The organism is Streptomyces sp. NPDC087787 (assembly GCF_044743035.1).
Classification (GTDB): domain Bacteria; phylum Actinomycetota; class Actinomycetes; order Streptomycetales; family Streptomycetaceae; genus Streptomyces.
The window spans coordinates 278764-292255 of record NZ_JBIUVQ010000003.1 but is presented as its reverse complement, the minus strand read 5'-3'; the positions used below and the strand labels follow the sequence as shown (position 1 = coordinate 292255).

Annotated in this window: 11 protein-coding genes; 6 read left to right on the top strand and 5 right to left on the bottom strand. The window is 72.2% G+C overall.

Going from position 1 to position 13492, the window contains the following annotated elements:
• Window positions 1–36 precede the first annotated feature (36 nt).
• The gene (locus ACIOWN_RS07270; RefSeq protein ID WP_401980944.1) at window positions 37–1308 is read left to right on the top strand and encodes an MFS transporter; all 1272 of its coding nucleotides are present in this window, start codon (window positions 37–39) and stop codon (window positions 1306–1308) included.
• A gap of 64 nt (window positions 1309–1372) precedes the next feature.
• Here the strand turns inward: ACIOWN_RS07270 and ACIOWN_RS07265 are convergent, their stop codons facing one another.
• Both ACIOWN_RS07265 and ACIOWN_RS07260 read right to left on the bottom strand, forming a co-directional pair.
• Window positions 1373–3913, bottom strand: a complete 2541-nt coding sequence (locus ACIOWN_RS07265) for an ABC transporter substrate-binding protein (protein WP_362349682.1) — start codon at window positions 3911–3913, stop codon at window positions 1373–1375.
• Between the two features lie 330 nt (window positions 3914–4243).
• Window positions 4244–4636, bottom strand: coding sequence for an inorganic diphosphatase (locus ACIOWN_RS07260; protein WP_362349680.1), 393 nt, complete (start codon window positions 4634–4636; stop codon window positions 4244–4246).
• Here ACIOWN_RS07260 and ACIOWN_RS07255 point away from each other — a divergent pair.
• Window positions 4635–4814, top strand: a complete 180-nt coding sequence (locus tag ACIOWN_RS07255) for a hypothetical protein (RefSeq protein WP_362349678.1) — start codon at window positions 4635–4637, stop codon at window positions 4812–4814. The genes ACIOWN_RS07260 and ACIOWN_RS07255 overlap by 2 nt on opposite strands.
• Window positions 4815–4829: 15 nt before the next feature.
• Here the strand turns inward: ACIOWN_RS07255 and ACIOWN_RS07250 are convergent, their stop codons facing one another.
• On the bottom strand, window positions 4830–5297 hold the full coding sequence (locus ACIOWN_RS07250) for a hypothetical protein (RefSeq protein ID WP_362349677.1): 468 nt from the start codon (window positions 5295–5297) through the stop codon (window positions 4830–4832).
• A 325-nt stretch (window positions 5298–5622) separates the two neighbouring features.
• Here ACIOWN_RS07250 and ACIOWN_RS07245 point away from each other — a divergent pair, with 325 nt between their 5' ends.
• Genes ACIOWN_RS07245 through ACIOWN_RS07235 form a run of 3 tightly spaced genes read left to right on the top strand, consistent with a single transcriptional unit; the run spans window position 5623 to window position 10798 of the window.
• Entirely contained in the window at window positions 5623–5856 is a 234-nt protein-coding gene (locus ACIOWN_RS07245) for a hypothetical protein (protein ID WP_362349676.1), read from the top strand.
• A 13-nt stretch (window positions 5857–5869) separates the two neighbouring features.
• A complete protein-coding gene (locus tag ACIOWN_RS07240; RefSeq protein ID WP_401980939.1) occupies window positions 5870–8947 on the top strand; it encodes an FAD-binding and (Fe-S)-binding domain-containing protein in 3078 nt (1025 codons plus the stop codon).
• Between the two features lie 39 nt (window positions 8948–8986).
• Window positions 8987–10798 (top strand): thiamine pyrophosphate-requiring protein, encoded by a 1812-nt coding sequence (locus tag ACIOWN_RS07235; protein ID WP_362349675.1) that lies wholly within the window; start codon window positions 8987–8989, stop codon window positions 10796–10798.
• A gap of 456 nt (window positions 10799–11254) precedes the next feature.
• Here the strand turns inward: ACIOWN_RS07235 and ACIOWN_RS07230 are convergent, their stop codons facing one another.
• The gene (locus ACIOWN_RS07230) at window positions 11255–11623 is read right to left on the bottom strand and encodes a polysaccharide pyruvyl transferase family protein (RefSeq protein WP_401980936.1); all 369 of its coding nucleotides are present in this window, start codon (window positions 11621–11623) and stop codon (window positions 11255–11257) included.
• Window positions 11620–12168, bottom strand: a complete 549-nt coding sequence (locus tag ACIOWN_RS07225; RefSeq protein ID WP_401980934.1) for a hypothetical protein — start codon at window positions 12166–12168, stop codon at window positions 11620–11622. The genes ACIOWN_RS07230 and ACIOWN_RS07225 overlap by 4 nt, the downstream gene beginning before the upstream one ends.
• A gap of 274 nt (window positions 12169–12442) precedes the next feature.
• Between ACIOWN_RS07225 and ACIOWN_RS07220 the strand changes: the two genes are divergently transcribed.
• A complete protein-coding gene (locus ACIOWN_RS07220; protein WP_362349673.1) occupies window positions 12443–13438 on the top strand; it encodes a UDP-glucuronic acid decarboxylase family protein in 996 nt (331 codons plus the stop codon).
• The last annotated feature ends 54 nt before the right edge of the window (window positions 13439–13492 follow it).

Sequence of the window (13492 nt, the reverse complement as noted above, 5' to 3'; positions counted from 1 at the left end):
CCGACGGAACGCACCGTCGAGGATGGGAGTTCTCCGATGCCGCTGACGTCGACGGGTCCGCGTACGGGCCGCGCGTCCGAGGAAAGGACCGGGCGAGCCGGGCGCCCGGGCTCGGTGCTCCGGTACGGCGCGGGGTTCTGGACGGTCGCCGCGGTGTTCGTGACGGCCATGGCGTTCTCCACCGTTCCCACCCCGCTGTACCCCCTCTACGAGACCCACGACGGGCTCTCCACGTTCACCGTCGTGTTCGCCGTCTACGCGGTCGGAGTGCTGATCAGCCTGCTGCTCGCCGGGCACGTATCGGACTGGCTGGGCCGCAAGAAGGTCATGGCGGCGGCGCTGGGGCTCGAACTGCTCGCCGCCGTCCTGTTCCTGTCCGCCACGACCCTGCCCGTACTGGTCGTCGCCCGGCTGGTCACCGGTCTCGGCGTCGGCATGCTGACGGCGACCGCCACCGCGTACCTGCAGGAGCTGCACAGCGCCCACCGGCCCGACGCCTCGGCACGGAGGTTCGAGATCGTGTCGACCGCGGCCAACATCGGCGGACTCGGCCTCGGGCCCGTCGCCGCGGGAGTGCTCGCCCAGTACCTCGGTGCGCCGCTCCGGCTGCCGTACGCGGTCTTCGTCGTGCTGCTGGCGGCCGGGGCGGCCGCCGTCGCGCTGATGCCCGAGACCGTCACCAAGCCCGCGGTCAGGCCCGCCTACCACCCGCAGCGGGCCGGGACCGCCCTCCGCGACCCCCGATTCCTCGCCCCCGCCGCGGCCGGTTTCACCTCCATGGCCGTGTTCGGCCTGTTCACCTCGGTGGTTCCCGGCTTCGTCGGCGGCACCCTGCACCACCCGTCCCGGGCGCTCGCCGGACTGGTCGTATCCGCGGTGTTCGCGGCCGCGGCGGCTGCCCAGACGGGCACCGGCCGGCTCGGTGCCCGTGCACGCTGGTACGCCGGGCTGCTCGCCCAGGCCGTGGGCATGGCCGTCCTCACGGCCGGCATCCGCCTCGCCGGCCTGCCCGTGTTCCTGCTCGCCGGGATCGTCGCCGGAGCGGGCGCCGGCCTGCTGTTCAAGTCCGCCGTCGAACAGGTCGCCGACGCGGCCGAGCCGGCCGGGCGCGGCGAGGCCCTCGCCGGTCTGTTCCTCGCCTCCTACCTCGGCCTGGCACTGCTTCCCGTCGGCCTGGGCGCCGCCAGCAGCGCCATGAACCTGTCCGACGCGACGACGTGGTTCTCCGTCGTCGTCCTCGCTCTGCTCGCGGCCGTCGCCGTACGCGGCCGCCGCCACGGCCCCGCCACGCCACGTCCTCGTGCCTGATCACGCGGCTCCCGGCCCGTCCGCGTGACGGCATCCGCCGTGCCCGGTGACGGCCCGGGATCCCTCAGCCGGACGGTGACCGGGTGTCCTCGCGAAGGCAGGGGAAGCTGTCGGGCGGGGTGCCCCACTTCTCGGGGTTCTGCCGGTTGGGCAGGATTCCGCAGCTGAGCAGCGTCGTCGTGGCCCCGCCCGGCTGGGCGATCTCACGGATGTAGACGGCCTTGTCGGGTGGGAACTTGTTCCTGGCGTCCAGTTGCAGCACACCCGACGCGCCGGGGTACTGGGACACGCCATGGGCGGTGAGCCACAGGTAGATGTCGTTGGGCTGGACGTCGGGGGAGGCGGGCAGGAGGTTCTCGATGACCTTGGAGACGATGCCCACGGTGTCGAAGCCGCTGGCCGCGTCGGCGTCGGCGCTGTGGTGGCCGAAGACGTCGGCGAAGTCCTGGGTGAACTGGGAGTAGGGATCCCGGGGGTCCCGCGTGGGTGCGTTCGTCGTCTCGTAGAAGAGATTCATGTACGGGTAGGCGCGCGCCGTCCGAGCGGGTCGGAGCTGGAAGTCGAGGGGGGCGCTTTCCGAGATCAGGGGAATGGTCGTTCCCTGCGGTGGCTGGCACTGACCACCGGCACCCCGCATGGCGTTGAGAAGACTGGGCAGTACTCCGGACCGTGCCAGATAGACGACGATGCCGTGGGTCGCGGTGACCTTGTTGCACACGTCGGTGGCGATGCTGTCCGGCGTTGTCGCGCCGGGCTTCTCGCTGTAGGTGACCTCGTCGATGTCGCCGTGCGCACGGTAGGCGCGCACGAATACGTTCCTCAGATCCGTGCTGAAGGAGGTGTCGGTCGGGTCGTAGACGACGACGGCGTGGGGCCTGTCGCTGGTGAGGCGGTGAATCTCGGGGGAGTGGCGGATGAAGTCCGCGAGGATCGGACCCAGGCGTGTGTCGGGCGCCGAGATCTGGAAGTAGCGCTGCGGGGAGTCGGGTCCGACCATGCTGCTGCCGGAGACGCCGTTCGCGATGACGGGAATCCCGGCATGGTCGAACTCCTGGACCGCCTTCAACGACTCGGGACGGCTCTGCGTGATGCCGATGACCGCCGCGATGTGGTCCGTGCGCTGCCGGTCGATGATCATCTGTGCGACGTCCGGGTTCTTCGGCGCTGCGGCGTTGCGGGCCCCGTACCGGAAGTACTGGCCGGTGTTGGCGATCAGCAGGCGGATCGGCATCTTGTTCTGGCGGACACCGGAGTTCAGCCTGTGCTGCTGCGCGATCGCGCCGCGCAGGATCTGCAGGCCGAGCGGCGGATCGTCGTACACACCGTCCTGCAGGCTCAGGGGAGCGAGAAAGACCAAGGTGCGGTACGGCCCGTCGGGAATCCGGGCGTTCTCCTCGGCGACCTGACGCTCCAGGTCCCGCAGTTCCTTCCCGCGGTCTCCCGGCACGCCCAGATCGCATTGCTCGCCGTCGGTGACACCCACCCGCTCACCGGTCCCCACGGTCAGGCACGAGGGAGGCGCGCCGGCCGGAGGGGACCAGAGATGGCTCGGAGCCAGCAGGAGCCCCGCGGTCGCCACGCCCACGACGGGCAGGACCGACGGACGGAGCCAGTCCAGGGGGTGGTCCTTGCGGGCCATGACTCCCGGACCGTTCTCGATCTTGTTCTTGGCCGTACCGTCCGAGTCGTCCGCGGCCGGCAGCGTGACGAGGCGTACGGGCTCGGCACTGTCTTCGCCGAGGACGGTGCAGACCTTGTCGGCGATGCCGTTCGGCCGGTCGAGGCCGGCGTCGAGCGGGATGGCGTAGTCCGGCGGTGGGCCCGCGCAGGCGGCCAGAACGAGCAGCGGCCTGGTCGGATGGTCGCCGGCCAGTTCCTCGAAGGTGCCGAGGAACGCCCGACCGGGGCCGTCCGGGTCGTCGATCTCCGGGATGAGAACGACGAAGGACCACCGGCGCCGGTCCCGCAGGTGACTCAGCCAGGTCCTGCCCCGGGTCGACCTGCGCAGGTCGGTCAGGAGCGCCCGCAACAGGATGCGCCGCACGCGCGGGTCCTCACGGTCCAGTTCGCCGTCACGGCAGAAGTCGAGCGCGGCGTCCAGGAAGCTGCCCCGGTTGCATTCGCCGGCCACCCAGCGCAGGCCCCAGTGCCGCAGATGGAACCGGTAACACACCTTGGGAAGGCCGACGATCACGGCGGCGACGAGTCCTTGGAGCCAGCCGGTCAGAGCATGCCGGCCCAGGAAGTCCGCCACGTAGGCGCCGGCACGCAGAGACCTCCGCCTCTGCAGCATTTCCGCGTAGAGGATCTCGACGATGGGCTGCTGCTCGGCCTGGACGTCTCCCGCGCCGCGTTCCGCATCCAGTACGGCCCGGCACGTGTGGAAGGCCCGCAGCCGCAGACGCCCCGAGGGCATGGTGCGCTGGAACGTCCGCGCCACACGGTCGATCGCCGGAAGGAAGCCGTCGGTCGGTATCGCGTCGTCGACGACCGCATGCGGCACCCGGCAGCGCGCGTTGCCGTGGCCTCGTGACAGTCGGTTCTCGTACTCCCGGATCATGAAGGCGGGCCATGTGGCATCACCGCCGTCCTGTCTGCTGAGCACCAGGGCGGGCACCCTCTCGGCCCCTGACCTTCTGGCCGCGAAGGCGTCCAGTTGGCGTATCAGACGGTCCGACCACCTGGGGTAGCCCGGCGTCGAGTCCCTGGGGCCGGGAGAGTTGGGCACGCGTGCCTCCGGGGGAGAAGTAGGGAGGTCAACATGCCATGAGCAATCGGCGTGAAAGTGCTTTGTGTCCGCCAATGGCCCGTACTGAGTGGTTCGGATCGTTTCGGGGTCGCGCATGGCCGGCCCCGTGACGCAATGAGCCCGCGCGTTGACGGCGGTACATCAAGCGCGCGGGCGCCGGCCGGCGATGGGTGTCCCGGAGCGCCGTCAGCCGTGGACCGGCGCGTGCCCGCCGGTGGCACGGGCGCGGGAGGCGTCGATCTCGGCGTAGGCCTGCTCGCGGCCCTCCCAGTGCGAGCCCTCGACGGACTTGCCGGGTTCCAGGTCCTTGTACACCTCGAAGAAGTGGGTGATCTCCAGCCGGTCGAAGAGGGAGATGTCGTCGATGTCCTGCACGTCCGCGTACCGGGGATCGTGGGCGGGCACGCAGAGGATCTTCTCGTCGGGGCCGCGCTCGTCCTTCATGGCGAACATGCCCACCGCCCGGCACTCGACGAGGCAGCCGGGGAACGTCGGCTCGCCGGTCAGCACGAGCGCGTCCAGCGGTGGACCGGGTACTCGGAAAGCCTCCCGGTGAAGGTGAAGGAGTGATGGGCTCATGGCAGGAGAGGACGACGACTTCTACACCCGGGATCGTCCGGAGAACCCCGGCCTCGAGGAGGACCGCCCGCGCGGTGGCGGCGGCGAGCCCGCCGGCAAGGGTGCGCGCGGGTCCTTCTGGGTGCTGTACATCGTGGTGGCGGTGGTGGTCGTGATCATGTTCGTGACGCTCATCTGACGCGGGGCGGCCTGCTCACGGGCGACGTTCCGCGGCCGTCAGAAGGCCGTGGGTGACCAGTCCGTACAGCAGGTGCGGCACCGCGTCCGACAGCCAGTCCTTGGCCGGCCAGTCAGCCGGGTCACTCACTCCCAGCCGGGCCATCGGCACGTCCGTCGCGGCCATGGCCAGGGCGCCGGTGACCACACCTCCCAGCCACCAGGGCATCCTGACCCCCGCCCTGCGGGCCAGCGCGACGGCCGTTCCCGTGCCGACGCCCACGGCGATGCCGGACAGCGCACCGAGGCCGGAGAGCCGGTTGTCCCGGCTGCCGTCCGGTCCGGCGACCGGATGGCCCAGGTCCTCCGCGAGCTTCTCCACCACCTGCGCGGGGGCCTGGCTGGCCGGCCTTCCCCGCCATGCCATGTCGGCGTAGGTCACGGCGTTCAGTACGGTCGTTCCGGCGGCACCGGCGACGCCGCCACGCACCATGCTCCCGATCATGTCGGGCCGGGTTCCCCCAGCCTCGGGTACGAATCGCCCGGGGGCGGAAGTCCCCGCGAGTCCCCCGCGCGAGGTCACGCGCACGGTGGCGGAGTGCCTCGCGCAAGGCCGTGCGCAAGGCCGCGCGCAGGGCCTGCCCACAGGGCTTTGCGAACGCGGCCGCCTCCGGTGGCCGGGATGTGGCATACCCCTTGCCTCTCTTGGGCACTCGGGGCTCGTCATCGAGGGGCGGACGGCCGCGGCCAGTGACCGCGCCACGGACCGTGATTGACGATCACTGGCCGCGGACCCGGCCCCACGGATTCCGACGGTGGAGGAGAGCGTGATGGCGAGGAACACCGAGACCGGCAAGGTCACCGGCACCCTGGACAAGGACTACAACCTGCTCTGGTACGTCGAGGAGTGCCTGGGCAACGCCCTGCGCCTGGAGACCTACATCGACGACGCCGAGCGCGAGCACGACGACGACCTGGTCGAACTCTTCCGCAAGGCGCAGGCCGACAGTCGCAAGGGTGCCGAGATGGGCAAGGAACTGCTCCGCGGCCGGCTCGCCGGCTGACCCCTGCCCTCCCGTGACTCCCGCACCTGTGCAGCCGGCCGCGTCGAACGCGGCCGGCCTTGAAGCCGCGCTGCTCGCCGAGACCGACGCCGAAGTCCGCTTCGACGCCGGCAGCAGGGGTGCGTACGCCACCGACGGCTCCAACTACCGGCAGGTCCCGATCGGGGTCGTCGTCCCGCGCGACGTCGAGTCCGGCGCCCGGGCCGTCGAGGTGTGCGCGCGGTTCGGCGCCCCGGTCCTGTCCCGGGGCGGCGGGACCAGCCTGGCCGGTCAGGCGACCAACGCGGCGGTGATCGTCGACTGGACGAAGTACTGCAACCGGCTCGTGTCGGTCGATCCCGGCGCCCGCACCTGCGTCGTGGAGCCGGGGATCGTCCTTGACGAGCTCAACCGCCAACTGTCACGCCACCGCCTCCAGTTCGGGCCCAAGCCGTCGACGCACACCCACTGTGCGCTGGGCGGAATGATCGGCAACAACTCCTGCGGCGCGTCCGCGCAGGCGTACGGCAAGACCGTGGACAACGTGCGCCGCCTGGAGATCCTCACCTACGACGGCACACGGATGTGGGTGGGGCCCACCCCGGAGGCCGAGCGGAAGCGGATCGCGGCGGAGGGCGGCCGCAGGGCCGAGATCTACGCCGGCCTCGACCGCATCATCACCGAGTACCTCGCGGACGTGCGGCACGGCTATCCGGACATTCCGCGCCGCGTCTCCGGCTACAACCTGGACTCCCTGCTGCCGGAGAAGGGCTTCGACGTCGCAAGGGCCCTGGTGGGCAGCGAGGGAACCCTCGTGACCGTGCTGCGCGCCGAGCTCGACCTCGTGCCCGTACCGCCGTTCCAGTCGCTGCTCGTCCTCGGGTACGACGACATCTGCACCGCCGCCGACGACGTGCCGCGCCTCCTGGAACACAGCGAGCCCAGCCAACTGGAGGCCCTGGACGACCGGATGGCGCAGCTGATGCGGGAGGAGCACGCCTACCTCGACTCCCTCCACGCCCTGCCCGAGGGGAACAGCTGGCTGCTGGTGCAGTTCAGCGGCGACAGCCAGGAGGCCGTCGACGACCAGGCGCGCGAGCTGCTGTGGTCGCTGAGCCGCAGTGAGCAGGACCCCGCCGTGGCCCTCTCCGACGACCCGGAGCGCGAACAGGAGATGCTCAAGGCACGCGAGGCGGGGCTGGGGGTGACCGCCCGCCCCCCGGACGGCCGGGAGACCTGGGAGGGCTGGGAGGACTCCGCCGTCCCGCCCGACCGCCTGGGCGACTATCTGCGCGGCCTGAAAGGCCTGTTCGACGAGTTCGGCTACGACCGTCCTTCGCTCTACGGCCACTTCGGTCAGGGCTGTGTGCACACCCGCATCCCCTTCGGGCTGAAGACCGCCGAGGGCGTCGCCGAGTTCCGCCGCTTCCTGGAGCGCGCCGCCGACCTGGTGGCGTCCTACGGCGGATCCCTCTCCGGAGAGCACGGCGACGGACAGTCGCGGGGCGAACTGCTGACCCGGATGTTCGGCGAGCGACTCGTCGCCGCCTTCGGGGAGTTGAAGGCCCTGTTCGATCCCGGTGACCGCATGAACCCGGGCAAGGTCGCCGCGCCGAACCCGGTCGACGGACAGCTGCGCCTCGGTCCGGCCTGGCGGCCCGCCACCGTGGAGCACCATTTCGGCTATCCAGAGGACGAACACTCCTTCAACCGCGCCGTGATGCGCTGCGTCGGCATCGGCAAATGCCGCAGCCACCACGGCGGCGTGATGTGCCCCTCCTACCGGGCCACCAAGGAGGAGGAGCACTCCACACGGGGCCGGGCCCGGCTGCTGTTCGAGATGCTCGACGGCCACGCGGACTCCGCCGTCAAGGACGGGTGGCGCTCCACCGAGGTCCGTGACGCCCTCGACCTCTGCCTGGCCTGCAAGGGGTGCCGCTCGGACTGCCCGGTGGGCGTCGACATGGCCACCTACAAGGCCGAGTTCCTCGCCCACCACTACGCGGGCAGGCCCCGCCCGGCCGCCCACTACTCGATGGGCTGGCTGCCGCTGTGGGCCCGCCTCTCCCGCCTCGCCCCCTCCCTGGTCAACACCGTGCTCCACGCGCCCGTCCTGTCCGGCGCAGGCAAACGGCTCGCCGGTGTCGACGGCGCACGCCAGGCCCCCGTGTTCGCGCGGGAGTCCTTCCTCCAGTGGTGGCGGGCCCGGGACGGCGAGGAGCCGGAACCCGGCGACCCCCGGGCCGTGGTGCTGTGGCCCGACACCTTCAGCACCTACTTCCACCCAGCGATCGCCCGGTCGGCCGTCCGGGTCCTGGAGGACGCCGGATTCCGTGTCGCCGTCCCCGACAGGCCCGTGTGCTGCGGACTGACCTGGATCTCCACCGGGCAACTGCGCACGGCCAAGAAGGTGTTGCGGCACTCGCTCGACGTCCTGCGCCCCTGGATCGAGGCAGGCACCCCCGTCATCGGCCTCGAACCCTCCTGCACGGCCGTGTTCCGGGCGGACGCCCCCGAACTCCTGCCGGACGACCAGGACATGCGGCGCCTGGCCGGCCGGTTCCGCACCTTCGCCGAGCAACTCGTCCACCACGCGCCCGAGAACTGGCAGCCGCCCGCCGTGTCCCGGCAGGCGACCGTGCAGACCCACTGCCACCAGCACGCGATCCTGCACGACGACGCCGACCGCGAACTGATGCGCCGCGCCCACATCGACGCCGACGTCCTCGACGAGGGCTGCTGCGGACTGGCCGGCAACTTCGGGTTCGAGCGCGGCCACCACGAGGTGTCCATGGCCGTCGCCGAACAGGGCGTCCTTCCGGCCGTCCGCGCTGCGGCTCCCTCCGGCCTGCTCCTCGCGGACGGCTTCAGCTGCCGCACCCAGATCGAACAGGCCGGCACCGGCCGCGAGGCCCTGCACCTGGCCGAGGCACTGACACTCGGACTCGACGGGGCACTCCCCGGCCACCTGCCCGAACGTCTCGCGCAGCGCCCCGCGAAGCCGTCACGGGCCGGCGGCCGGGCGGCCACCGCCGTCGCCGCCGCCCTCGCGGCCACCGCCGTGACAGCGGCCGGCCGCGGCGCGGCGCGCCGCCTGCACCGTGCCCCCTAGCCCCCGCACCCTCTCCGCTCCACCGGAAAGGCTCCCCGCATGTCCAGCAAGGTCTCCGACTACCTTCTCCAGCGTCTGCGCGAGTGGGAGGTGGAGCACGTCTTCGCCTACCCCGGCGACGGCATCAACGGCCTGCTCGCCGCCTGGGGGCGGGCCGACAACCGGCCGAGGTTCATCCAGGCCCGCCACGAGGAGATGGCCGCCTTCGAAGCGGTCGGCTACGCCAAGTTCTCCGGCAAGCCGGGCGTGTGCGCGGCCACCTCGGGGCCCGGGGCCATCCACCTGCTCAACGGCCTGTACGACGCCAAACTGGACCACGTGCCCGTGGTCGCCGTCGTCGGCCAGACCAACCGCAGCGCCATGGGCGGCTCCTACCAGCAGGAGGTCGACCTGCTGTCCCTCTACAAGGACGTCGCCTCCGACTTCTGCGAGATGGTCACCGTCCCCGAGCAACTGCCCAACGTGCTCGACCGCGCCATGCGCACCGCCCTGGCCCGGCGTTCGGTGACGGCCGTCATCATCCCCGCCGACGTGCAGGAACTCGACTACTCGCCGCCCGAGCACGCCTTCAAGATGGTGCCGTCCAGCCTGGGCATGTCCTACTACGCGCCGGTGCCCTCCGAGGAGGCGCTCGCCCGGGCGGCGGAGGTTCTCAACTCCGGGCAGAAGCCCGCGATCCTCGTCGGCCAGGGCGCGCGCGGCGCACGGCAGGAGGTCATGCAGGTCGCCGAGCACCTCGGCGCCGGCGTCGCCAAGGCACTGCTGGGCAAGGACGCCCTCGACGACGAACTGCCCTACGTCACCGGCGCGATCGGGCTGCTGGGCACCCGCCCCTCGTACGAGATGATGCGGGACTGCGACACGCTCCTGGTCGTCGGCTCCAGCTTCCCGTACACGCAGTTCCTGCCCGAGTTCGGCCAGGCGCGGGCCGTGCAGATCGACATCGACCCCCACATGATCGGCCTGCGCTACCCCTTCGAGGTCAACCTGGTCGGGGACGCCGCCGTGACGCTGCGCCGGCTGCTGCCGTCGCTCAAGGTGGCCCGGGAGCACGGCTGGCGCCGGAAGATCGAGCAGGACACCGCGGACTGGTGGGAGGTCATGCGGCGGCGCGCCGCCGTCGAGGCCGACCCCATCAACCCCGAGTACGTCGCCCACGCGCTGAACGACCTGCTACCCGACAACGCCATCCTGGCCGCGGACTCCGGGTCCGCCGCCAACTGGTACGCCCGCCACCTCAAGCTGCGCGGTGCCATGCGCGGTTCGCTGTCGGGCACCCTCGCCACGATGGGGCCCGGCGTGCCGTACGCCATCGGCGCCAAGTTCGCGCACGGCGACCGGCCGGCGATCGCCCTGGTCGGCGACGGGGCGATGCAGATGAACGGCATGGCCGAGCTGATCACCGTCGCCAAGTACTGGCGGGACTGGGCCGATCCGCGACTGATCGTCGCCGTCCTCAACAACCGGGACCTGAACCAGGTGACCTGGGAGATGCGCGCCATGGAGGGCGCACCGCAGTTCCTGCCGTCGCAGTCCATCCCCGACGTCGCCTACGCCGACTTCGCCCGCTCGCTCGGTCTGGAGGGCATCCGGATCGAGAAGCCCGGCGAGGTGACGGGGGCGTGGGAGGCCGCCCTGGCGACGGACCGGCCCTGTGTGCTGGACTTCGTGACCGATCCGGCCGTACCGCCCATCCCGCCGCACGCCACCCTCGACCAGATCGAGGCCGCCGCGACCGCCGTCCTCAAGGGCGACACTGACCGTGCGGCGGTGGTCCGCCAGGGCTTCAAGGCCAAGGTCCAGGAATTCCTCCCCACCCACCGCGACCGGGCCCCCCGCTCGGGCCGCTGACAACGGGGGCCGCCCCCGAACGGCGCCTCCCGCACGGCCCGCCACGGTGCCCCCCACCGGCGCCCGGCGGCGCCCCCCACGCGCCCGGCCGTCAGCATGCCCTCGCTGTCCCGCCACCCTCCGCGTCGGCGGTGGCCGACGGCGTTCGCCTCACGCGTCCAGCGGTCAGCGTGCCGGCGCGGTCCACCGCTGTCCGCCACCCGGTGCGCCGCCGTCCGCGCGGCGGTGAGAGCGGCCGACCACTGGCGGCCGCGCCCCCCGCCCGGCCGTCGGCGCGCCGCCTGCCGCCGCCCGGCGCGGCGGTGGCCGCCGGCGTTCGTGCGCCCGGGTGCCGGTGTGCCGAGCGCCGATCCGCCGCCGTCCGCCGGGCCGGTGGCGGCGACGGGTGGCAGCGCGTCCCGGGCCGGCCGTCAGCGGACCCGTCGGCAGCGGACCTGCCGTCAGCCGCCCCTGACGTCAGCGCGTCGCGTAGTGTCCCGCTGCCGTTCGGCCCGTCTCGGAGACTGACCAGGCCCACCAGTAATCCAGGAGCTGTGGCGTCAGGGTGTCCGCCGTCAGCAGTGCGGGCCAGCCCTGGGCTCGGGCCTGGGCGCTGACCTTGGCGCCTCCCGTGACGGGGTCGACGGCGATCACGGGCGTACCGGCGCGCAGGGCCAGGACCAGGCCGTGCAGCCGGGTGGTGACCACCAGGTCGAGGCGGGAGACGAGCGCCAGGAACTGCTCTCCCGTGGCGCACAGCCGCCAGTCGTCGGTGGCGAGGCGGGTCTCGGCAGGTACGCGCGCGCAGTCCTTGGCCGCCGGCCAGTCGGTGAGGCGCGCGTTCACCTCCGCGTGCCGGCGGCGGCCGCCGTACTCGCCCTGCCCCCCGAGAGCACCACCCCCACGACGGGCGGCAGCGGCCCGAGCGGCGCGGCCGCCGCCAGGTCGGGGCGGGCCGGGGCGGGCGTGCCGTCCCGCGCCAGCACCTCGCTGAAACCGGTGACCGCCGGGTCCGCCGGCTCGACCACGCTGACACCGACCGCCAGCCTGCGACAGGACCCGAACCTGCGGTGCAGGAGCTCGAACTGCGGTCCGTGCACGGGACCGCACGCGAAGACGAGAGTGTCGTAGCGCCGCGGATCCGCGGTCGTCAGCGACAGCGCGTCCGGGCGGAATACGGGGCTCCACGCCGTGTCGTGCGGGACGCCCGCCCGGGCCAGCGCGGTCGACAGATGCCGCTGGGCGAGCACGTCACCGGCTGTCGCCTCGCCGTCGCGGAAGCTGAACCAGCCGGTGAGCAGCAGCCGCCCCGGACGCCGCTTCGGCGTGCGCAGGGCGGCGAGCGGCTCCGCCGCGAGATCGTCGGCCGTGGGCCTCCACGCTGCGTCCATGGTCCTTCCCCGGCTGCGGTGACTCACAGGGGTCACGCGAGTACCCGGACGTCGAAGAAAGAACCAACGTGTGAAGCCAACCGCCAGGGGAACCCGGCCGTCGACGGCGGGCGACCACCAGGGCGGTCCTTCGGACCGGCGGAACCCGAGCCCTACCCCGTCTTCCTTCTCAATGGGCCGAAGACAGGACCCGGCGACATAGAGGCGTCCGAAGCGCAGGCCAGAACGTATTACCCGGCCACGGGCACGGACGCACGCACGAAGGAGTGCCCTGATGGTTGGTGAGATCCTGCCGTTTTCCTGGAAACGGGCGGTCGTGACCGGTGGTGCCGGCTTCCTCGGCTCCCACCTGTGCGAGCGGCTGCTGGATTCAGGCGTCGAAGTCGACTGCGTGGACAACCTGGCCTGCGGGCGGCGGGAGAACATCGCCCATCTGGAGGACCGGCCCGGATTCCGGTACCTGCACTGCGACGTGTCCGCGCCCGACTGCGTGGAGCCGCTCCTCGGCCCCTACGACCTCGTACTGCACTTCGCCTGCCCCGCGTCACCGGCCGACTACCTCAGGCTGCCCCTGGAGACCCTCGACGTGGGCAGCCTCGGCACGCGCAACGCCCTCGCGATCGCCGAACGCTGCGAGGCGCGCTTCCTGCTCGCCTCCACCTCGGAGGTGTACGGCGACCCCCTCGTCCACCCGCAGCACGAGGGCTACTGGGGCAACGTCAACCCGATCGGGCCGCGCAGCGTGTACGACGAGTCCAAACGGTTCGCCGAGGCCCTGGTCACCGCCCATGCCGGAGCCCGGGGGACCGACGCCGGGATCGTCCGGCTGTTCAACACCTACGGTCCGCGCATGCGCGCCCACGACGGCCGTGCCGTGCCCACCTTCATCAGCCAGGCCCTCGCGGGCGAGCCGCTCACCGTCACCGGCGACGGCAGCCAGACCCGCTCGCTGTGCTACGTGGACGACACGATCGACGGGGTCCTGCGGGTGGCGGCGAGCCGGTCCGTGCGGCCCGTGAACATCGGGGGCTCCGACGAGATCACCATGGTCGAGCTGGCCCGCCGCGTGGTCGCGCTCACCGGCTCCGACTCGCCCATCGACTTCGTCGACCGGCCCGCCGACGACCCCTGCCGGCGCCGCCCTGACACCACCCTGGCGCGCGAACTGCTCGGCTGGTCGCCGCAGGTGCCGTGGGAGGAGGGCCTGAAGCAGACGATCGCCCACTTCGCCTCCCCGCCCGCCGCGCCCTCGCCGGCCCGGCGGCCCTGACCTGCGGTCCTCCGCCGAACGGACCACCGGCCCTCCGCCGATCTGGAGACAGCC